This window comes from Pedobacter sp. GR22-6, from assembly GCF_037402555.1.
GTDB lineage: Bacteria > Bacteroidota > Bacteroidia > Sphingobacteriales > Sphingobacteriaceae > Pedobacter.
In genome coordinates this window covers 248288-267884 of the sequence record NZ_JBBEUC010000004.1, presented here as the reverse complement: position 1 = coordinate 267884, position 19597 = coordinate 248288, and the positions used below count along the sequence as shown (strand labels likewise).

Annotated in this window: 18 protein-coding genes; 11 read left to right on the top strand and 7 right to left on the bottom strand. The window is 36.8% G+C overall.

Annotated features, from left to right (window positions below; genetic code table 11):
* Position 1 precedes the first annotated feature (1 nt).
* The 9 genes from WAE59_RS19320 to WAE59_RS19280 are packed head-to-tail and all read left to right on the top strand — an operon-like array spanning position 2 to position 9209.
* Entirely contained in the window at positions 2-1549 is a 1548-nt protein-coding gene (locus WAE59_RS19320; protein ID WP_337857623.1) for an aldolase catalytic domain-containing protein, read from the top strand.
* On the top strand, positions 1539-2234 hold the full coding sequence (locus WAE59_RS19315) for an acylneuraminate cytidylyltransferase family protein (RefSeq protein WP_337857622.1): 696 nt from the start codon (positions 1539-1541) through the stop codon (positions 2232-2234). Before WAE59_RS19320 ends, WAE59_RS19315 begins: the two co-directional genes overlap by 11 nt.
* The gene (locus tag WAE59_RS19310) at positions 2212-2856 is read left to right on the top strand and encodes an HAD family hydrolase (protein ID WP_337857621.1); all 645 of its coding nucleotides are present in this window, start codon (positions 2212-2214) and stop codon (positions 2854-2856) included. The genes WAE59_RS19315 and WAE59_RS19310 overlap by 23 nt, the downstream gene beginning before the upstream one ends.
* The gene (locus WAE59_RS19305; RefSeq protein ID WP_337857620.1) at positions 2849-4300 is read left to right on the top strand and encodes a hypothetical protein; all 1452 of its coding nucleotides are present in this window, start codon (positions 2849-2851) and stop codon (positions 4298-4300) included. The genes WAE59_RS19310 and WAE59_RS19305 overlap by 8 nt, the downstream gene beginning before the upstream one ends.
* Before the next feature lie 8 nt (positions 4301-4308).
* Positions 4309-5583, top strand: coding sequence for a hypothetical protein (locus tag WAE59_RS19300; RefSeq protein WP_337857619.1), 1275 nt, complete (start codon positions 4309-4311; stop codon positions 5581-5583).
* A 3-nt stretch (positions 5584-5586) separates the two neighbouring features.
* Positions 5587-6096, top strand: coding sequence for a serine acetyltransferase (locus WAE59_RS19295; protein ID WP_337857618.1), 510 nt, complete (start codon positions 5587-5589; stop codon positions 6094-6096).
* Position 6097: 1 nt separating this feature from the next.
* Positions 6098-7096, top strand: a complete 999-nt coding sequence (locus WAE59_RS19290) for a glycosyltransferase (protein ID WP_337857617.1) — start codon at positions 6098-6100, stop codon at positions 7094-7096.
* 11 nt (positions 7097-7107) lie between these two features.
* Complete coding sequence (locus WAE59_RS19285) at positions 7108-8034, top strand: glycosyltransferase family 2 protein (protein ID WP_337857616.1); 927 nt, start codon at positions 7108-7110, stop codon at positions 8032-8034.
* An 8-nt stretch (positions 8035-8042) separates the two neighbouring features.
* Positions 8043-9209: an O-antigen ligase family protein gene (locus WAE59_RS19280; RefSeq protein WP_337857615.1), complete on the top strand. Its 1167-nt coding sequence runs from the start codon at positions 8043-8045 to the stop codon at positions 9207-9209.
* Here the strand turns inward: WAE59_RS19280 and WAE59_RS19275 are convergent.
* From WAE59_RS19275 to cmk, 7 genes are all read right to left on the bottom strand, one after another.
* Positions 9193-10476, bottom strand: coding sequence for a sialidase family protein (locus WAE59_RS19275; protein WP_337857614.1), 1284 nt, complete (start codon positions 10474-10476; stop codon positions 9193-9195). The genes WAE59_RS19280 and WAE59_RS19275 overlap by 17 nt on opposite strands.
* Positions 10477-10634: 158 nt before the next feature.
* Entirely contained in the window at positions 10635-12155 is a 1521-nt protein-coding gene (locus WAE59_RS19270) for a capsule assembly Wzi family protein (RefSeq protein ID WP_337857613.1), read from the bottom strand.
* 92 nt (positions 12156-12247) lie between these two features.
* Positions 12248-13327, bottom strand: coding sequence for a mannose-1-phosphate guanylyltransferase (locus tag WAE59_RS19265; protein ID WP_337857612.1), 1080 nt, complete (start codon positions 13325-13327; stop codon positions 12248-12250).
* Complete coding sequence (gene fcl, locus WAE59_RS19260; RefSeq protein ID WP_337857611.1) at positions 13327-14259, bottom strand: GDP-L-fucose synthase; 933 nt, start codon at positions 14257-14259, stop codon at positions 13327-13329. Before fcl ends, WAE59_RS19265 begins: the two co-directional genes overlap by 1 nt.
* Before the next feature lies 1 nt (position 14260).
* The gene (locus tag WAE59_RS19255) at positions 14261-15004 is read right to left on the bottom strand and encodes a WecB/TagA/CpsF family glycosyltransferase (RefSeq protein WP_337857610.1); all 744 of its coding nucleotides are present in this window, start codon (positions 15002-15004) and stop codon (positions 14261-14263) included.
* A gap of 3 nt (positions 15005-15007) precedes the next feature.
* Positions 15008-16120 carry a GDP-mannose 4,6-dehydratase gene (gene gmd, locus WAE59_RS19250; protein WP_337857609.1) on the bottom strand — a complete coding sequence of 371 codons (1113 nt, stop codon included), beginning with the start codon at positions 16118-16120 and terminating at the stop codon, positions 15008-15010.
* Positions 16121-16260: 140 nt separating this feature from the next.
* Positions 16261-16953, bottom strand: a complete 693-nt coding sequence (gene cmk / locus WAE59_RS19245) for a (d)CMP kinase (RefSeq protein WP_337857608.1) — start codon at positions 16951-16953, stop codon at positions 16261-16263.
* A 298-nt stretch (positions 16954-17251) separates the two neighbouring features.
* On the opposite strand from cmk, the gene WAE59_RS19240 reads away from it, so the two are divergent.
* Both WAE59_RS19240 and WAE59_RS19235 read left to right on the top strand, forming a co-directional pair.
* Positions 17252-18649 carry a UDP-glucose 6-dehydrogenase gene (locus WAE59_RS19240; RefSeq protein ID WP_337857607.1) on the top strand — a complete coding sequence of 466 codons (1398 nt, stop codon included), beginning with the start codon at positions 17252-17254 and terminating at the stop codon, positions 18647-18649.
* A gap of 13 nt (positions 18650-18662) precedes the next feature.
* Positions 18663-19574 carry a nucleotidyltransferase family protein gene (locus WAE59_RS19235; RefSeq protein WP_337857606.1) on the top strand — a complete coding sequence of 304 codons (912 nt, stop codon included), beginning with the start codon at positions 18663-18665 and terminating at the stop codon, positions 19572-19574.
* Positions 19575-19597: the final 23 nt, after the last annotated feature.

Sequence of the window (19597 nt, the reverse complement as noted above, 5' to 3'; positions counted from 1 at the left end):
TATGCTTAAGCTATTAGATTGTACTTTAAGAGACGGAGGTTACTATACCAATTGGGATTTTGATAAGCCATTGGTAGATGAATATATAAGATCAATGAACAATCTTCCAGTTGATTATCTTGAGATCGGTTATAGAAGTAAGCCTCAAAAGGGTTATTTAGGCAAGTATTTTTATTCACCAATTTATGAACTCGAAGATTTAAGAAAGAAGTCTAATAAGAAACTAGTTATCATCCTTAATGAGAGAGATATTAAACTTGAATTTCTACATGAACTGCTTTCGCCGATCGTAGGGCTGGTCGACATGGTTCGCATGGCCATTGATCCTCAAAACTTGGGTAGTGCTATTATTCTCGCAGAGCAGATCAAAAAAATGGGTTTCGAGGTAGGCTTCAATGTGATGTATATGTCAAAATGGAATCAATACGGCGATTTCATCAAAGACTTAAAAAACGTCGACGGAATAGCGGATTATTTTTATATGGTTGATTCCTATGGAGGTGTTTATCCGGAAGATGTGATATCAACAATGAGTTTAGTTAAAGCTAATACTAGTTGTAAAATCGGATTCCATGGGCATAATAATCTGGAATTGGGATTGATCAATACGCTTACTGCGATAGAACACGGAGCAGAAATGATTGATGCCACTATATTAGGAATGGGCCGTGGTGCAGGAAACCTTAAGATGGAATTGTTGCTTGCTGTTCTAAACACTAAGTTTGGTTGGGATGTCGATTTTAATTCTTTGGGGAATGCGGTGGATGCCATTGAACCGTTACTTGCGAAACACGAGTGGGGAACGAATTTGCCTTATATGATTTCAGGCTCTAATTCCCTTCCACAGAAGGATGTTATGGATTGGGTTACAGCAAGATTTTATTCTTTTAATAGCATTATTAGAGCCCTACAAAATCAAAAAAATAAGCAAAAAGATAATGAAGAGTTATCCGTTTTCAAACCGGCTAAATCCTATAAAACTGCCATAATTATCGGTGGCGGCCCTGCTGGAGTTGAACACTCAAAGGCAGTTATAGAATTTGCTAGTGAATACGATGACATCTGTCTAATTCATGCGAGCTCTAAAAACTCCAAATTGTACAAGGAGATTAATGTAGATCAGTTCTTTTGCTTAGTCGGAAATGAAGGGCATAGGCTTGAAAGTATATTCAATGATCTTGGGCAATTTAGTGGAGAATGCGTACTCCCTCCATATCCAAGAAAGATGGGAACTTACATTCCGGCTCCAGTGAAAGATAAAAGCTTCGAATTGGAATCTGTGAAGTTTCCTAGTAAAGCTCCAGACTCGCATACTGTTTTAGCATTACAAGCAGCAGCAGATTTAGGCGTCGAAAATATCTATGTAGTGGGCTATGATGGTTATCAAGAGACAGCAATTACGCAAATAGAAAGAATGCTAGTTGATGAAAACGAATATGCCTTTAAATCTTTTAGTGAATATTATCAAAAAGATTTGATTTCACTCACGCCTACGAGGTATGAAAATTTAAGCATTGGATCTATCTATTCTTTAATTTATGACAAATAAGGTTGCTTTTTTTTTACCTACACGTAAAGGTAGTCAAAGGGTTTTAAGCAAGAACACAAGACCATTTAGTGATATTAGTGGTGGTATTTTGGAACTGAAGCTAAAACAGTTGATTAGCTCAAAGCTGCTTGACTCTATTATTTTATCCACAAATGACGAGCTAAGTATAGAGATCGCAAAATCTTATAGGGAGCAAGATAGTCGTGTTCAAATCATTGAACGTCCGGAGGAACTTTGCCTCGATACCACAAGTTTGACAGACTTAATAAAATATGTGCCTACGATAACGGATGCTGAGCACATACTTTGGGGTCATACTACTACTCCGTTTGTAGATGGAAGTGATTATGACGAGGCGATTGAAAGCTATGAGCTTAAGCTTCAGGAAGGTTTTGATTCGTTGATTAGCGTTACCTCTTTTAAGAACTTTTTGTTAGATGAAAACGCGAAGATCTTTAATAATAATACGTCATTAGCTTGGCCGCGCACACAGGATTTGCCGCAGTTGTATGAATTAAACCATGCTGTCTTTTTAACATCAAGAGCTGTCTATTTGAACAACCATAACAGAATTGGTAATAAACCATTTTTATATGAAATGGGCAAATTGAAGTCAGTTGATATTGATTGGGAAGAGGATTTTAAAATTGCTGAGGCACTATATGAAAAATTTTTTAGATTATAAAGTAATACTTTGGGACTTCGATGGAGTAATTATGGACTCCATGCCAATTAGGAGTAATGGTTTTAGCCTTGTATTAAAATCCTACCCTGAAGAACAGGTGAAGGAATTGATGGACTTTCATAATTTGAATGGAGGTTTATCCCGATATGTGAAATTTCGCCATTTTTTCGAGAATATTCGTGGAGAGGCGATTACTGAGGAACAAGTTCAGGAGCATGCAAATTCCTTTTCAAAGATTATGTTGGAAGCGTTGATTGATGAGAATTTATTGATTAAAGACAGTGTAAGATTTATTGAAAATAACTGGGATAAGTATGAAATGCATATTGTTTCTGGTTCAGATGGAAATGAGTTACGCCAAATTTGTGACGCGCTGGATCTTACAAGATATTTTAAATCAATAAATGGCTCTCCGACTCCAAAAAAGCAATTGGTTAAGAACCTATTTTTGGAATGGAAATATGATTCCAAAGATACTTTATTGATAGGTGATTCTATAAATGACGCAGAGGCAGCAGAATTTAATGGAATTGATTTCATTGCTTATAATAATCCTCTTTTGGCTGCTGATTTTGAATATTTAAATAGCTTTTCCAATTTAAGTAGCAGTAAGAATGTCTAGCAGCATCAAAGTTTTGAAATTAGCTATTTGGAATTCACCAACAATAATGACTTGGATGAGTTATTCCACCAAAGCTCTCACATTATTTGGAGTACTACCACTAGTTTTGAAGCAATTTTCTCCAGGTGATATCGTATTATGGTATCTATTCTCGACTATTATTTCACTTCAAAGTATAGCTGATTTTGGTTTTAGACAAACGTTTTCACGATTAATTTCTTATGCTTTTGGTGGAGCTACCAGCATCGATACTTTTTCAAACACTGACGGAAATTCAGATTTAGTTCCAAATTATAAATTGCTCAATAACATTGTATCAACAATGAAGTCGATTTACATATGGTTGACGTTAATATTGTTTATTCTCATGTCAATTTTTGGTACCTGGTCTCTAATTAAGCCAATTAAAGATGCCAGTACATCTAATGGAGGTTGGATATCTTGGATAGTGGTGTTATTGGTATCTTGTGTAGGATTTTATGGCAAAATTTATTTAAACTTTCTAGAGGGGATAAATAAGATAGCTCTAGTTAGACGAATTGAGACTTTCACTTCAATCGGAAGTATTTTATCCAGTATTGGTGTACTATTATTTTTTCCATCTTTACTTAATCTTGTGATTGTGAATCAGTTTTGGGTTATGGTGGTTACACTAAGAGATTGGTATTTATGCAGACATCTTGATGGAAATATATATGTCGATGCAGCATCCAAACTTCCATTTGATCGAAAAATTTTTAACAGTATTTGGCAACCGGCATGGAGAAGTGGAGTGTCTGGATTTATGTCAGTAGGACTTACTAATCTAACTGGATTAATTTATGCTCAAGTTGGCAATACAGTTGCAGTCGCCTCTTATCTCCTAGCACTAAGGATTATCAATCAAATAAGAGAGGTATCTATGGCGCCTTTTTATAGTAAGATTCCAATTTTGGCGATTCTTAGGGTTAAGGGTGATATTAAGGAACTAGTAAGAGTTGTTAAAAAAGGGATGTTCCTGAGTCATATTGTTTTCGTATTTAGTTTCATAATAGTCGCGGTTTTTTCCAACCGAATATTGGCATTGATTCATAGTGATGTTCCGTTTGTTTCTCAAACAATGTGGTTTGCGTTAGGGATCGCATTTTTTATGCATCGATTTGGAGCCATGCACATCCAGGTGTATCTATCGACAAACCACATCATATCTCACATTGCGGATGGTGTCTCTGGAATTTTGTATATAGTTTCATCTTTGATTTTAATACAGTATGTCGGTATTTATGCAATACCTATTGGGATGCTTATTGGGTATGTCGGATTTTACGCGTGGTATGCAGCTGTTCATTCCTACAGGTCTTTAGGCATAAATTTTTTAAATTTTGAAAGAACTGTGGGATTGCCTGCATTATTGATTCTTATTTTATTTTCTCTATTAGCAATGGTAATTAATGTACAACTATAATGGGTAACTTGACGATATTAATTTACAATAGCAATATTAAATTTGTCTATTCTTATATAGAGAATAATCCGGAAAGTGTTGCCTTTTGGTATTCACCTGGATTGTCTTCTTATTTCTCATTAAATGAATTCGTCCAAATTAAAAAAGTTTTAATTGAGGAAGATATTTCTAACGATTTTCAAGAAATGTATGAAGAAATGTTATCTGGATCAGATATTTCTACTTTCAAATCGCCTGATAGTAGGAAGCCGTCATTAATGTTTAATTTTTACGCTTCCAACGACACTCACGTTTATCTCTTTAAGAACATTTTAGAATCACTAAGCCCTCCAAATTACTCATTGTATGTGGGAGATAATGAAAATGGAGAAACTGCAGCACTGAAAAATAAAATTCCGCTAACTGGAGGCATATTGAACTGTACTCAAGACAAGAGTAGAAGTGGATTGTTAGTTTTAGGGAATGATTGGGGAAGGGCTGAATTAGTCCTAAATGCAGAATATCTGAATGCCAATAAAAATACAGTTTGCATACAAGAATCTATACTCGATCTGAATGAGAAGGATGGTCGGCTTCGGAATTGTTCAGTCCCAGTCTTTCAAGGGGTGAATTCCTTAAAAAATATCAATTTAAAGGGTATGATATGTGCTGTAATTGGTAATCCTCGGTTTGAAAACCTAACAATACATCCTCAATCGCAATATAAAAAGGTTTTCATTAATGTAAATTTTACTTATGGGATTTTCGAGGAAATAAGAGAGGTCTGGGTAAACGATATTATTCAGACATGTAAGGAAATAAATGTTGATTATATTATTTCTCAACATCCTCGAGATAACGGCGACTTTACAAATTTTAATTTACTAAAATCCCATCCGGGAATAGTTCATGACACTATTATTAAATCGTCTGTTGTGGTTTCTCGATTTAGTGCCTTAATATTAGAGGCAATTTCCTTAGGAAGACCAGCTATATATTATAATCCTCACAATGAGATGATGGATTACAAGTTTGAGGCGGATAATGAGACATTGTTCGTAGCAAGAAATATTACGGAATTGAAATCCTATCTAGAGTTAATTACTAGTTCAGAATATATTTTTTCTCAGAGTAGTAAAACTTTGAGTCAACATTTGGGTAATTCGTCAGAGGGCTTAGCTTCCGATTATATTATCAAGTTGCTTGCTTCTTTGAATGGAGAGAATAGTGTTAAGTCTGTTTCTAATTGGAGGCTAATTACATTAAAACTTAAATTATTAAAAGCTAAACTTTTCAAACAGTAAATAATGGGATTGTATAGTACTATAAGACAGGATTTGAGTGTTAATAAAGGAAATAGCAAAGGTAAAGCAATTGTAGTAACTTATCGAATTGCTAGGTATTTTTCTCAACATAAATATTTGTTGGTCAGAATTGTTGGGTTACCTTTTATAAAGTTTTATCATTGGATTTTTATCTGGCTTATGGGAGTTGAAATTCCTGATAGAACTATCATCGGGCCAGGATTGCAAGTATGGCATGGAACAGCGTTGATAATTAATGCAAATTCAGTTATTGGAAGTAATGTATTGCTAAGACATTCCACAACTATCGGTAATAAGGGAAATGACGAGAGCTGCCCTATAATCGGAAATAATGTCGATATCGGCTCCAATACGGTCCTAATTGGAAACATTTCTATCGGCGATAACGTTAGCATTGGTGCGGGAAGTGTAGTTACAAAATCTATTCCTTCAGATTCTGTAGCGTATGGAAATCCAATGAAAGTAATTTCCAAAACTTCTAGACTAATATAAGATGCCTAAAGTAAATTTGATTATGTCGGTTTATAATCAGGAAGATTATTTACATGATTCGATTAATAGTATTTTAAATCAGACATTTAGAGATTTCGATTTTCTGATCATCAATGATGGCTCCACGGATAAGTCAGTGGAAATAATCGAATCTTTTTCAGATAAGAGAATACGGTTTATTAATAATTCAAAGAACATTGGACTAATATCCTCGTTAAATATTGGTCTTTCAGAATCTTTAGATGCAAAATATATAGCCAGAATGGATAGTGATGATATAGCTTATCCGACAAGATTGGAAGAACAATTGAAGATTTTGGACGATCATACGCAAATAGGCTTATTAGGAACCGGGGTCAAATATTTTGGTGACAATCTAAAATCTTACCTAAAGTATCCTCCAGTTTCTCACAGAAATCTTGTTGCTAATTTGATTTGTCAAAATCCTTTTTATCATCCCACTATGATGATAAGAAATAGGGTGTTAATTGAAAATGGATTGCACTATTCTACGGAATTTCCAAAATATGATGATTACGCTCTATGGATAGATATGATTGGTACTTGTGAGTTTGCAAATATTCAAAAGGTTCTTTTGAATTATAGGAGGCATGAGCTTAATGAGGGAGCCGTAAATAATAGGAACTATGAACTGGATGTTGAATTGTTTCAGAAAATTATGCTTAAACTCAGCGATAAACTTTCCTTTAAATTATCTGTAGATCAATTGAGCATAATAAGTGTCATAACAAGTCCTAGTAGAGCAAAATTCAAAGTTGATATTGGACTGGAAGATATATTGGCTTTGGGAAGACATCTTAAAGAGACTATATCTTCTAAATTACTTAGCAAGGAATATTTGATGTTTAAATTTTTCGAACGTTCACTGCTTTATTTTTTAATTAACAATCGAAAAGTTGATGCTATAAAGTTGATTTCTAAAGGAAATTATCAAAATGCATTGAAATTGGTATATAATTATTCTACTAGAAAAGATTAACATATTTAAATATGAATCCAAAAGTTTCTGTTTTGCTTCCCACGTATAATTGCGCTCATCTTATATCTGATGCTATCCAGTCAATATTGGATCAGACTTTTAAAGATTTTGAATTATTAATAGTGGATGATGGAAGTACTGACAACACCGGTGAGATAGTAGCTAGATTTAGCTACGATGCTCGATTGAAATATCATCTAAAGCCAAATACTGGTTTGGGAGATACACTTAATTTTGGGATAGATTTGTCTCTGGGTGAATATTTGATCAGAATGGACTCAGATGATATTTCACTTCCTGATAGATTCGATATCTTGGTAAATTACATGGATCTTAATCCTACCATTGGCATGTGTGGTTCGGAGGTAGCTTATTTTATCGAAAATATCCATACCGAAAAATTGTATTATAGAAAATTTCCCACTATACATGAGGAGATCGTGGATGGACTTTTAAACTTGTCGCATGCAGTTTGCCACCCGTCAATTATCTTTAGAAAGGATGTTGTCATGGCAGCAGGAAAATACCAGATGAAAGGGGTAGGAGAGGATCTGGATTTCTTTTTACAGATGTCAAAAAAAGGTAAGTTAGCTAATATCAATAAGTGCTTATACTTGATGAGGATGAATCCAAACAGTATCACCCATACGAGATGGGCTGAATGTTATATAAATTATCAGTTTTCATTGCATAGATTTAAAAATGACCTGGATGTTGAATATTTAGAGGATTTTAAGCGTGAATTCGGAGGTTCATTCTTAACGAATTTAAAGCTCAAATATGACGCGGCTTCTCTTTCAACTTATAGAAAGGGCATACATGCTTTCACCCAAGGAAATATGATGCGGTATTATTTTTTCGTATTATTGGCATCTTTGTATAGTCCAAAAAGAGTGTTCAACAGGATTGGTTCAAAAATAGTAAATATGTTCAAGTAACCCTTTCAATGAAGAATAAGTCAAGTATTTTTAGCTCTTTTGAGTATCTTTTACTAGTTGCCTGTACGCCAATTATACAGGTGCTGGAATTTATTCTTCTAAAGGGCTGGAATCCGCTAACTCGTCCAGAAAAGAACTTCACGCCGTATATGTATATCGGTGTTTTCCTTTATATCATATTTAAAACAAATTACGACAAGAAACAATTATTTCTATTGCTGATATTTGGATTTGGACTTATTTTTTATGACTCAAATACTTTAGCAAACAATGCAAGTTATTTGATAAATATAATTTTGACATGCAGTCTGCTATTAGCATTCGCCGGTGACAAATCTGTCGCAATTATTAAGAAGCACGATACTTATTTAGTTGGGTTGATTTTATTTATTATAGCTTTTTACTATACGTTTTCTGTTGAATCACTATTAGAGGATCGGTATTATTTAGTGGGATTCGTAATTCCACATCAGCTCGCATATTATTGTGCCATCTTCACGTTTTATTTTTTATACACCAATAGACTACAGTTGGCTATTGTAGTCTCTGCTGCTGGTGCTTATGTGGGAGCTAGGTCAGGGCTATTGGCGATGTTGGTGCCTTATGTCTACTATTTTCTTAGGAACATGAAGGATTCGAAAAATAGATCTAGGATATTAGGATTGGGTGTTGTAGCTATTCTCGCACTCCCCATCTTTTCCATTTTTAGTAGTTCAGCAAGTTTTGATCGAATTTCATCAACGTTCGAGAATACTTTCAGTTTCGGAGATAAGAGTCAAGAGGAGTATTCCGAATCAAGGACGATTATATGGTTTAATATGTTTGCCCAAGTCGAAGAGGATGGTTTCTCAAGCACAAATATTGTAGGTCGTGGCCCATATGCTTCTATGGATTTTAATTATAAAACATTCGGATTGCAAATTTGGATGCATAATGATTTATTTGATATTATGTTTAACCTAGGGATTTTGGGAGTTATATTATATGTTTTTTGCTTTTGGTATTATTTGAAAGAAAAAGATGTCTATGCACTAATATTTTTTTTAATTCTCATAGTAACAAATGGTTTTTTTACATACTCGCCGGTCGCTATTATTTTACTGCATAACTTGTCGAACAATTTAAAGCTAAAACAGAGATTAATTGATGGATTTGGTTCTAAGGCAACGGTTTAATTTGACTTACCATGGTCTTTAAAATCTTTGATGGGTCTCCGTTAATAATATCTTGCTCACTGAATTTTGCAAATATCACGTGACCTATTGGCGATCTACCATAATCGTAAACTAGACATATCTCGCCTTCAGAATTTTCTGTTGCATCTGGATATGAAACACCATTTCTAGCATCAATTAGAACCTTAAATGGCCACGTTTTACCGTTGTCTTTTGAAAGATAGGCTGTTAGTTTTTCCCTTTTTGTGCTGTTATTTAAAACTAGCAGTATATTGCCTGATTTTAGTTTTCCAAAAAAGATTTTGCTATCGGTCGTAGATCCTACTGATAAAAATGGCTCTTGAGTTGTCCAACTTCTACCCCCATCAGCGCTTCTTACAATACACGTCCCATTAGTATTTGTTCTTAGCAAGCAAATCATGTTTCCTAAACCTAAATCTACAATCATATGCTCATCAAAAGTTCTTGAATATATAGTATTGATCAATGAAATTTTTGTTGGTTTCGTAATTTGCTTTGTTTTTGCATCATAAGTTGATTCATAAACAAATGCTCCATTTAATTCTTGGGGTGTTGGACTTGTGTCAAAGATGCCGATTTTATTTCCCGTGAAGTTCCAGCCCGATACAGGAAATAAAATTTTTGAGCTATCTGTCATTGATATAGTAGGTTTAACATTCATTATCCCATTAAAGAGAAATGAAGGAGTAGTCATAGTGATTTTATTATTTGCACGCTTAACCTTAACTTGCCAGGTTCCTCCTTTGGCCCCATCCCAAAAGCTTGACGAAGTTGTCCAAGAAAGATGCAATCCTCCATATTTGTCATTCCAAAATGAAGGGTCGAAATTGCGACCTAATTCATCTTTACGAGCTAGAATTAGACAATTATCTTTCCACGACTTGCCCATATCATCACTAAGCGCTACAGAAATATAATTGCCAGGCTCTTCACCCTTTGTGCCACAATAGTACCCAACATACAAGCTACCTTTCAGATAGCCAATGCTAGGACATCCTTGCCAACCACGTGCATTTATTTCATATTTGGGTGAAATTTCATGCATGAAAACAGATTGTGAAGAAGAGTCAGTCGTCAACTGATGGAATATATTATATGATGTGTCGACCTGTACTGAAGTGGATTCTTGTGCATTCTCAGACGCTATCGTTTCTTCGTTTACGCTACGTTTTTTGCATCCTAGTAAACTTGATAGACTGAATATAAAATATATTAAATACATTTTTTTTTTGTAAAGTTCTCTCATATAAATGCGCTGATATGTAATGCTTTATGTGCAATTTTTATGCCTTTATAAAAAATTGGTTACAAAGCCCCTGAACAATCAACTATGCATTTGGTAAGTGAGTAATTTTCTCAATATGAGTAATAAAAGTCCGTTATTTACTCGTTGAATACTTAAGATTATATATTTCGTTTAATCTTTAAACTTAAGCCAAACGAATGTTTTAGCAATTGTCCTAAGTCGAAAGCTCCAGAAAATCCAATGTCGTACTTTTCATTTAGACTTTTGAAACCTTCCGTATAGAAGGAAAGTTGATTCACTGGCTTAAATAGTATGTCGGAAGGTTGGGCTCTTTTAATCCCTGTTGACTTACCATATTTGCTTGTCGTGAAGGTTCCGTAGTTTCTGGAGTAAGTAATCTTTGATCTCATTTCCCAATCTTTAATATCTGCATCGATCCCTATATGTAAAGCTAAAACTCGATTATTAATGAAATAATCGTATTCGCTTGAAGCTTGTCCAGGCTTAGCATCATCTTTACGAGTAATCAATGGGTTACCTAAACCAATATTTTTATATGTCCAACCTTGGATATAATAATAATTGTTGTAGTAGTCTTCGTCACCTGAAGCAGTTGGTGTAGACCATGGATACCCGGCTTGGTTTTTGGAACTGAAAAATTCAATTAAGATTTTCTTGAGTTGGAAAACTTGATTTGATTCGCGAAATCTCTTGTTTTCAATACTTAAACCCGTGAGTCCATCTGCAATGTTCGCCAATTTTGCTAATGCTCCTACGTCATAGAATTGTTGCCGATAAATCATAACTTTTAGAGACTCGAAGTCATAGTCAATACCTAAATCTATAGATCCAATTTGATTTCCGATCTTTGATCGTGGTATCCCGTCCGAACCATAAGCTCTTCCAGTTGCAACATACAGAAAAGTCTGCGCAGGGCTTAACTTGAATCTAGAACCATATGCAGAATCTTCATTTCCCCAATAGACCTGATGATTAAAACCACCATAGATATTCAATTTCCAACCCTCTCTACCTATACGCCCATAGAAGGACTTTTGATGAAAGTAAGTATTAGGAGTATTATCAATCGTGTAATATACGTTTCTTTTTTCTTTCGATGATAGATCAATACTATCTAAAATTCTGGCTGGACCAACCCAGCCATGAGCAAAACTGCCTTTAATTGAGAAAAGTCCATCAAAGATAGGTGCTCTCCAGTATTCAGGAATGGATAGTTCTATTTTGGGTATTCCTAATGCATTACCTGACACAGCGAAATTGCCTGAACTTAGGCTTGTATCTCCATTTAAACCTACTACATCTTTCGTTCTTCCGGCCTTCAATTGGAAGATAGAAGCTTTGGCTTTTACATAGGTTTCGATTAATTGGAGGTTTGAGCTCTTTCCTCCATTTACTCGACCTTCAAAACCAAATCCCCAATCTACTAACTTATTTTTTCCATAAATCTCTTCATTCGGGGTAAGTTCGGAATATTTCTTAGAGAATTTACCTATCACACTACTCGAGATGCCGCACAATGGAGTTGATCCAAACTGATTAGATCTCATCCAAAAAGGTACAGTGCTATTTGATGTTCCGATTGCGTGAAGTTCAATCGAGCTCTTATATTCATCTTTTAATTGAGCATTGACGGTCGAAAAAAAAGCTGTTGTTATCATAGATAAGAACAGCTTTTTTGATAGTACATTACATTTGAAATTTAAATACATAGGGCAATGTTAGGTAAAACCATTCATTAAGAGATGGAGATTTAAATAAATGTCTCTCCGTACTCTTTACTGAGTTCTGCTACAACAGCTTTAATTTCTTGCTCCTGCGCTTTAGGATAGATGAGTAAGGCATTCCCCTCATCTACGACAATAAAGTTGTCTAATCCTCTAATAACGGCTAATTTCTTTGAATTGATATGAATAATACTGTTAGTTGTATCTTTTACACTGATTTGCTGTGCGGCAATCACATTATTTTCTTCATTCTTAGGCGCAGCTTCGTATAAAGAAGCCCAGGTTCCTAGATCTGACCAGCCAAATTCTGCCGGAATGGTATAAACGTTATCTGCCTGCTCCATAATCGCATAGTCAATAGAGATGTTCGGAGAAGTTGGATAATGTTCTTCAATGAATGCGCGTTCCGCTTTTGTATTGTATGATTCGTTACCTTTCTCAAACAGAGTATGAATTTCAGAAGAGTGTTTTTGCAGCGCGTTGATTATAGAACCAACTTTCCAAATGAAAATACCGGCATTCCAAACATAGTTTCCTTCCGCTAAAAATTCTTTAGCTTTTTCCAGAGAAGGTTTTTCCTTGAACTGTGCTACTTTATGTACTCCATTTTGCGCTGCAGATTCATACTTGATATAGCCGTAGCCGGTATCTGGACGGGTAGGCGCTATACCTAAAGTTACTAATGCTTCGTTTTTATCTGTATAATCCAGTGCTTGTTGGATTTTTTCAATAAAGACATTTTCATAAAGAATAAAGTGATCGGAGGGAGCAACAACAATGTTTGCGTAAGGATTTATCCCTTTTAACTTAAAGGAGGCATATGCTATGCAAGGTGCCGTGTTGTTCCTGCTAGGCTCGCAGATCAACTGTGCGGCAGTGATGCCCTTCAACTGATGCAAGATAATATCCTCATACTGGCTATTTGTCACGATGAAGATGTTTTCTTTTGGGCATAACTTCAAGAAACGTTCATAAGTTAACTGCAACAGTGATTTTCCTATTCCTAAGATGTCCAGAAATTGTTTTGGGAAATTGTTGCGGCTTTTCGGCCAAAAGCGGCTGCCTACTCCGCCTGCCATAATCAATACGTAGTTATTCGAATTCATTAATTCCAATTTAAATCTTTCACTTCGTTGTATACCTTCGCGATGCCTTCTTCCAATGATACTTTGGCTTTCCAGCCTTGGGCATTCAGTTTTCCTACGTCCATTAGTTTTCTTGGTGTTCCGTCCGGCTTGCTCGTGTCTGTGATGATTTCACCTTCAAATCCGACCACCTTTACTACCAGTTGCGCAAGTTCCAAAATAGAAACATCTTCACCTACACCGATATTAACTAATCCTGACTCATTATAAGTCTCCATTAAATAGAAGCAAGCTTCAGCCAGATCATCTACATATAAGAATTCCCTTTTTGGAGTTCCCGTGCCCCAGATGGTCACTGAAGAATCTCCATTATTTTTCGCTGTGATTACTTTACGGATCAGGGCTGGCAATACGTGTGAATTGTTCAAATCATAGTTGTCATTAGGGCCGTATAGGTTTGTAGGCATTACTGAAATGTAATTGCACCCATATTGAGCACGATAAGCATCACACATTTTGATGCCTGCAATTTTTGCAATCGCATAAGGCTCATTGGTTGGTTCTAATTCCCCGGTCAATAAGTAATCTTCCTTTAATGGTTGTGGAGCTAACTTGGGATAGATACACGAAGAACCCAGGAACATGAGCTTGGTCACATCATTTTGATACGCTGAGTGAATTACATTGTTTTGGATCATCAAGTTCTCATATAAAAAGTCTGCACGATAAATGTTGTTGGCCAGGATACCGCCAACTTTAGCCGCAGCCAAAAACACATATTCAGGTTTCTCAGTAGCAAAAAAATCAGCAACTGCTTGCTGATCTCTCAGATCTAGTTCTTTGGAAGAACGGGTAATGATATTATTAAAGCCCTCGGCTTTTAGTTTTCTTACGATGGCTGAACCCACCATGCCGTTGTGACCGGCTACATATATTTTCGCTGATTGTTCCATTTTAATTTCCTAATTTTTCCAGTGTCAATAAATATAAAAATTTACTATTTGTATAAAAGTATCTCTTAAATAATCGCTTAGGCTCCTGAGCTAAACGATAAAGCCATTCCAGACTACTTTTTTGCATCCATTTAGGAGCCCTTTTTTGCTGGCCAACTAATACAGGTAAGGCTCCACCTATTCCTAGCATGATTGCCGGAATTTTTCCTCTCATACTTGCCATCCACTTTTCCTGTTTTGGACATCCCAATACTACAAAAACAAGATTAGCTCCTGAATCAGTAATCTTTTTTGCAATTTCTGCATCTTCTTCAGCCGTCAGAGGGCGGAAGGGAGGGGAATATAAACCAGCTACTTTTAAATCCGGATAATTGCTTTTGATAAAATCGGAGGTTGCATCTAATGTTCCTTGAGCGCCACCGTAAAAGTAGACCGAGAAGCTTTCTTTTTCTGATTCCTTTAGCAGCCTAGGTAAAAGGCTCATGCCATCTACTCTGTCTTGTTGTTGCTTGTAAAGAATGGAGAAGCTTTTGGCTAAGGGCATTCCATCTGGAGTAACAAGGTCTGCATCGTTGACGATTTTTTGAAACTCTACGGAATCATTTGCTTCAACCAACATATGTACGTTGGCAACGCAAACGTAGGAAGAGATTTTCTCTCTGGCATAATTCATAATGGCACTTACGAAATCATCGTAAGTGCCATTAGATATATCAATTGAAATTATTCGCTTTTTTGGAAGCATACCTTATTCGAATTGGTTTTTCACTGAGTAACCCGCTTCTTTCAACATTCTTTCTTTTTGGAAGTGTTGAACATCTGAAGTCATCATGTCATTTACCAATCCTGCTAGGTCATATTTAGGTGTCCAATTCAGTTTTTCTTTACATTTTGTTGGATCACCGATCAACAGATCTACTTCAGTAGGACGGAAGTAGCGTGGATCCACTGCGACTACTTCTTTTCCGATTTCAACCTGGAATTCTGGTTTATCACAAGAAACCACATATCCTTTTTCTTCTGCGCCCTCGCCTTTGAACTCTAATGTAATTCCAACTTCGCCGAATGCCATTTTAATGAAATCACGAACGGTAGTCGTTACGCCTGTTGCAATGACGAAATCTTCTGGTTTTTCTTGTTGTAAGATCAACCACATGGCTTCCACATAATCTTTTGCATGACCCCAATCACGACGAGCGTCCAGGTTACCTAGATATAATTTGTCTTGCATACCTAAGGCGATTTTAGCCGTGGCACGGGTAATCTTACGTGTTACAAAAGTTTCACCACGCAATGGACTCTCATGATTAAACAATATACCGTTGCAAGCGTAAATGCCGTAAGCTTCACGATAGTTTACGGTAATCCAATAGGCATACATTTTAGCTACTGCATAAGGTGAGCGTGGGTAAAAAGGAGTAGTTTCTGATTGAGGAACTGCCTGAACCAATCCATAAAGTTCAGAGGTAGATGCCTGGTAAACTTTAGTTTTTTCCACTAAACCCAGGATACGGATAGCTTCTAAGATTCTTAGTGTTCCGATACCATCTGCATTTGCAGTATATTCTGGAGTTTCAAAACTTACCTGTACATGGCTCATTGCGCCTAAGTTGTAAATTTCATCGGGCTGAACCTGTTGAATGATTCGAATTAAGTTTGTAGAATCACTTAAATCGCCGTAGTGCAATACGAAACGTACATTGCTTTCATGGGGATCTTGGTATAAATGATCGATACGGTCAGTATTGAATAAAGAACTACGGCGTTTGATTCCGTGTACTTCATAACCTTTTTTTAATAATAGATCGGCTAAGTAAGAGCCGTCTTGACCTGTAATCCCAGTGATTAGCGCTTTTTTCATTGATTTATGGATTTTTAAGTATTTAATTTTATGATTTCTAATGGTTTTAACTTATTGTTTATTTTAACTTAAACTTTTATTAATAACCTTGCAGTTTTGCTGTGAAAACTTTGTAAATATATTCATTTCTAGTTAAAAGCTTACTGATGAAGGTTGATTTTGGCATTTGTTTGTATAATTTCCAGTGCCAAATTAAACTGTTCTTCCATACTTAGGTCAGTATTGTCCAATACCACCGCATCTGAAGCACAAACCAAAGGGCTCTCGGCTCTAGTGGTATCGTCGTAGTCACGCTGAGCGAGGTTGGTATAGATTTCATCGAAACTTACGGCCTCATTCTTTGCGCATAACTCTGCATGTCTGCGTTCTGCTCTTTTTTTTGGATCTGCAGTCATAAACAATTTAACTGTAGCATATGGAAAAACTTGTGTGCCGATGTCCCTGCCGTCCATGACAATATTGTGTTCCGATCCCAGGCGCTGTTGGATGTTCACCAATGCCTTTCTAACGCAAGCAATAGGGCTTACCTTACTGACCTTCTCAGAAATGTACATCTTGCGGATTTCTTCTGAAACATCCTGGTCATTTAAGAAAATCCGGTTCTCCTCATTGATATAGCGGAATTCGATATGGGCGGTATCTACACAGCCGGCAATCGCATCTAAATCGTGCAAATCAATATTGTTTTGAATGAAATGGTAGGTCATGGCCCGGTACATGGCCCCGCTGTCTACATACGCAAATTTCAAAGTTTTGGCCAGTTGTTTGGCCAATGTGCTCTTTCCACAGGAGGAAAAGCCATCTATCGCGATCACAGTATTTAGTTTATTCATAAGATTTGCTTTTAACTAACTGTATTTAAGTAGAAACTCTGATAGCAAAGATAAAAAAAATCTTAACTAGTGTATCTTTTACACTAAGCTTTTGCTTATTTTTATCCTCGAATTAAATAATGTTGGTTTTTGCCTGTAAAATGTCAGTCCGTTTCAATATTATTGTGCAATAATTCGCTAAAAGAAGTGAATTTTAGAGTTGTTGTCCATTAGTTTAATATTTAATTAAGATTGTAGTAATATTAGAATTTGCGGTATTAATGCTAAATTGTACGTTCTAACCCTATAACATATTGAAATGAAGAAAATTAGCAGTATTTGTTGCATCGGTGCCGGATATGTGGGTGGCCCTACCATGGCTGTAATTGCGAAGCAATGCCCAGAAATAAAGGTGACCGTTGTGGATTTAAATGAGGCGCGCATTGCGGCTTGGAATGATGAAAATACAGAAAATATTCCGGTATATGAGCCGGGTCTAAGTGATGTTGTTGCAGAAGCAAGAGGAAGAAATCTCTTCTTCTCTACCAATGTAGATCAGGCAATAGAGGAAGCTGACATGGTATTCATTTCTGTAAATACCCCAACCAAAACTTATGGTGCTGGAAAAGGAATGGGCGCCGATCTGAAATGGATAGAGCTTTGCGCACGCCAAATTGCCCGCGTTTCTAAAACAGATAAAATTATAGTAGAAAAATCTACGCTTCCGGTACGTACTGCTGAAGCGGTGAAAGATATCTTACTGAACACTGGTACTGGTGTCAATTTCCAAATTCTTTCCAACCCGGAGTTCCTGGCAGAAGGTACCGCGGTAGAAGATCTTTTAGCGCCTGACCGTGTATTGATCGGTGGCGACCAGACGGAAGAAGGTAAAGAGGCGATTCAGGCATTGGTAGACATCTATGCGCACTGGATCCCGAGAGAGCGTATCCTGACGACCAATCTTTGGTCTTCTGAATTGTCTAAACTCGTAGCAAACGCTTACCTGGCACAAAGGATTTCTTCGATCAACTCCATTTCTGAGCTCTGCGAAAAAACGGAAGCGAATGTAAACGAAGTGGCAAGGGCCATTGGTACAGACAGCCGCATTGGTCCTAAATTCTTAAAAGCTTCTGTAGGTTTTGGGGGATCATGTTTCCAGAAAGACATATTAAACCTGGTGTATATTTCCCGTTCATTTGGCCTGCAGGAAGTGGCAGACTATTGGGAGCAGGTGATCATCATGAACGACCACCAGAAGAAACGTTTTGCTTTAAATATCGTAAAAGACCTGTACAATACCGTTTCTGGCAAGAAGATTGCTTTTCTGGGCTGGGCATTCAAAAAGGATACGAATGATACGCGTGAGTCGGCTGCAATCTATGTAGCAGATGAACTGCTGAACGAAGAAGCCAATATTCAGGTCTACGATCCTAAGGTAAAAGAACCGCAGATCCTAGCCGATCTGGATTACCTGGCGACTCGTAAACCTGAGCAAAACAGGGAGTTTGTAAATGTTTTTGAAGACCCATATGCAGCTTGTGAAAATGCACATGCGATTGCCGTACTCACAGAATGGGATGAGTTTAAGGAATACGATTGGCAGCGCATTTACGACAGCATGCTGAAACCGGCTAAGGTTTTTGATGGCCGTAATATCCTTGACGCAGAAAAGCTCAGGGCAATAGGATTTAAAGTAACCTCAATTGGAGTTAAATAAATAAAATAAAGAAATGTCGACAAAGAAACCCTCTCTTGTGATCCTGGCAGCCGGAATGGCCAGCAGGTACGGTGGAAACAAGCAAACAGAATCGTTTGGCCCTTCTGGCGAGACCATCATGGAATATTCGATCTATGATGCCATTAAAGCTGGTTTTGGTAAGGTGATCTTCATCATCCGCGAAGAGTTCGCTGAAGCTTTCAAAGCAGCGATTGAGCCAAAATTAGCAGGCAAAATTGAACTGGACTATGTATATCAGAGTCCTGAGCGTTTTAGTGGAGGTCGCGAGATCCCAGCGGAACGTGTGAAACCTTTTGGAACGCAACATGCCTTGCTTTGTACTAAAGAGGCGCTGGATGGCCCATTTGCAGTAATCAATGCAGATGATTTCTATGGTTTGGAAGCTTTCGAATTGGCTTATGCTTTCCTGACTACTGATGTGGCCGATGGTAAATATGCAAGCTTAGGCTACGAACTGAAAAACACTTTGAGTGATAATGGTTCGGTAACGCGTGGTGAGATCAGCACGAATGAGTCTGGCAACGTAACAGGTATCATTGAACGCAAGTCGATCTTCAAAAGAGAAGGCAAAGCCATCACCGAAGAAGGAGATACTGAAAAAGAATTGCCTTTGGATACTAAAGTGAGCATGAACTTCTTCTGCTTTACACCAGCTTTTGTAAACTGGTCTGAAGGGGAATATGGCAAGTTTTTGGATGCTAATCTGACGACAGATTTGAAAGCGGAATTTCTGATTCCGGAAGTAGCAGACATCTGCATCAACTCTGGTAACGGAGAGATCAAAATGATTCCAACGAAGGCGAAATGGTTTGGTGTAACTTTTAAAGAAGATGCGCCTGTGGTGAAAGAAGAATTGAAAAAATTAGTAGCAGAAGGGGCGTATCCTGAGAATCTTTGGGCTTAATCTTGGATAAGAAATAGTTCTAA

What these genes read in the sequence shown, in the direction of transcription:
- WAE59_RS19270 (WP_337857613.1), bottom strand. Translation starts at nt 12,155, where the DNA reads ATGATAACAACAGCTTTTTTTTCGACCGTCAATGCTCAATTAAAAGAT.
- cmk (WP_337857608.1), bottom strand. Translation starts at nt 16,953, where the DNA reads ATGAATAAACTAAATACTGTGATCGCGATAGATGGCTTTTCCTCCTGT.
- WAE59_RS19275 (WP_337857614.1), bottom strand. Translation starts at nt 10,476, where the DNA reads ATGAGAGAACTTTACAAAAAAAAAATGTATTTAATATATTTTATATTC.
- WAE59_RS19265 (WP_337857612.1), bottom strand. Translation starts at nt 13,327, where the DNA reads ATGAATTCGAATAACTACGTATTGATTATGGCAGGCGGAGTAGGCAGC.
- WAE59_RS19235 (WP_337857606.1), top strand. Translation starts at nt 18,663, where the DNA reads ATGTCGACAAAGAAACCCTCTCTTGTGATCCTGGCAGCCGGAATGGCC.
- WAE59_RS19305 (WP_337857620.1), top strand. Translation starts at nt 2,849, where the DNA reads ATGTCTAGCAGCATCAAAGTTTTGAAATTAGCTATTTGGAATTCACCA.
- gmd (WP_337857609.1), bottom strand. Translation starts at nt 16,120, where the DNA reads ATGAAAAAAGCGCTAATCACTGGGATTACAGGTCAAGACGGCTCTTAC.
- WAE59_RS19280 (WP_337857615.1), top strand. Translation starts at nt 8,043, where the DNA reads ATGAAGAATAAGTCAAGTATTTTTAGCTCTTTTGAGTATCTTTTACTA.
- fcl (WP_337857611.1), bottom strand. Translation starts at nt 14,259, where the DNA reads ATGGAACAATCAGCGAAAATATATGTAGCCGGTCACAACGGCATGGTG.
- WAE59_RS19240 (WP_337857607.1), top strand. Translation starts at nt 17,252, where the DNA reads ATGAAGAAAATTAGCAGTATTTGTTGCATCGGTGCCGGATATGTGGGT.
- WAE59_RS19285 (WP_337857616.1), top strand. Translation starts at nt 7,108, where the DNA reads ATGAATCCAAAAGTTTCTGTTTTGCTTCCCACGTATAATTGCGCTCAT.
- WAE59_RS19290 (WP_337857617.1), top strand. Translation starts at nt 6,098, where the DNA reads ATGCCTAAAGTAAATTTGATTATGTCGGTTTATAATCAGGAAGATTAT.
- WAE59_RS19320 (WP_337857623.1), top strand. Translation starts at nt 2, where the DNA reads ATGCTTAAGCTATTAGATTGTACTTTAAGAGACGGAGGTTACTATACC.
- WAE59_RS19255 (WP_337857610.1), bottom strand. Translation starts at nt 15,004, where the DNA reads ATGCTTCCAAAAAAGCGAATAATTTCAATTGATATATCTAATGGCACT.
- WAE59_RS19315 (WP_337857622.1), top strand. Translation starts at nt 1,539, where the DNA reads ATGACAAATAAGGTTGCTTTTTTTTTACCTACACGTAAAGGTAGTCAA.
- WAE59_RS19310 (WP_337857621.1), top strand. Translation starts at nt 2,212, where the DNA reads ATGAAAAATTTTTTAGATTATAAAGTAATACTTTGGGACTTCGATGGA.
- WAE59_RS19295 (WP_337857618.1), top strand. Translation starts at nt 5,587, where the DNA reads ATGGGATTGTATAGTACTATAAGACAGGATTTGAGTGTTAATAAAGGA.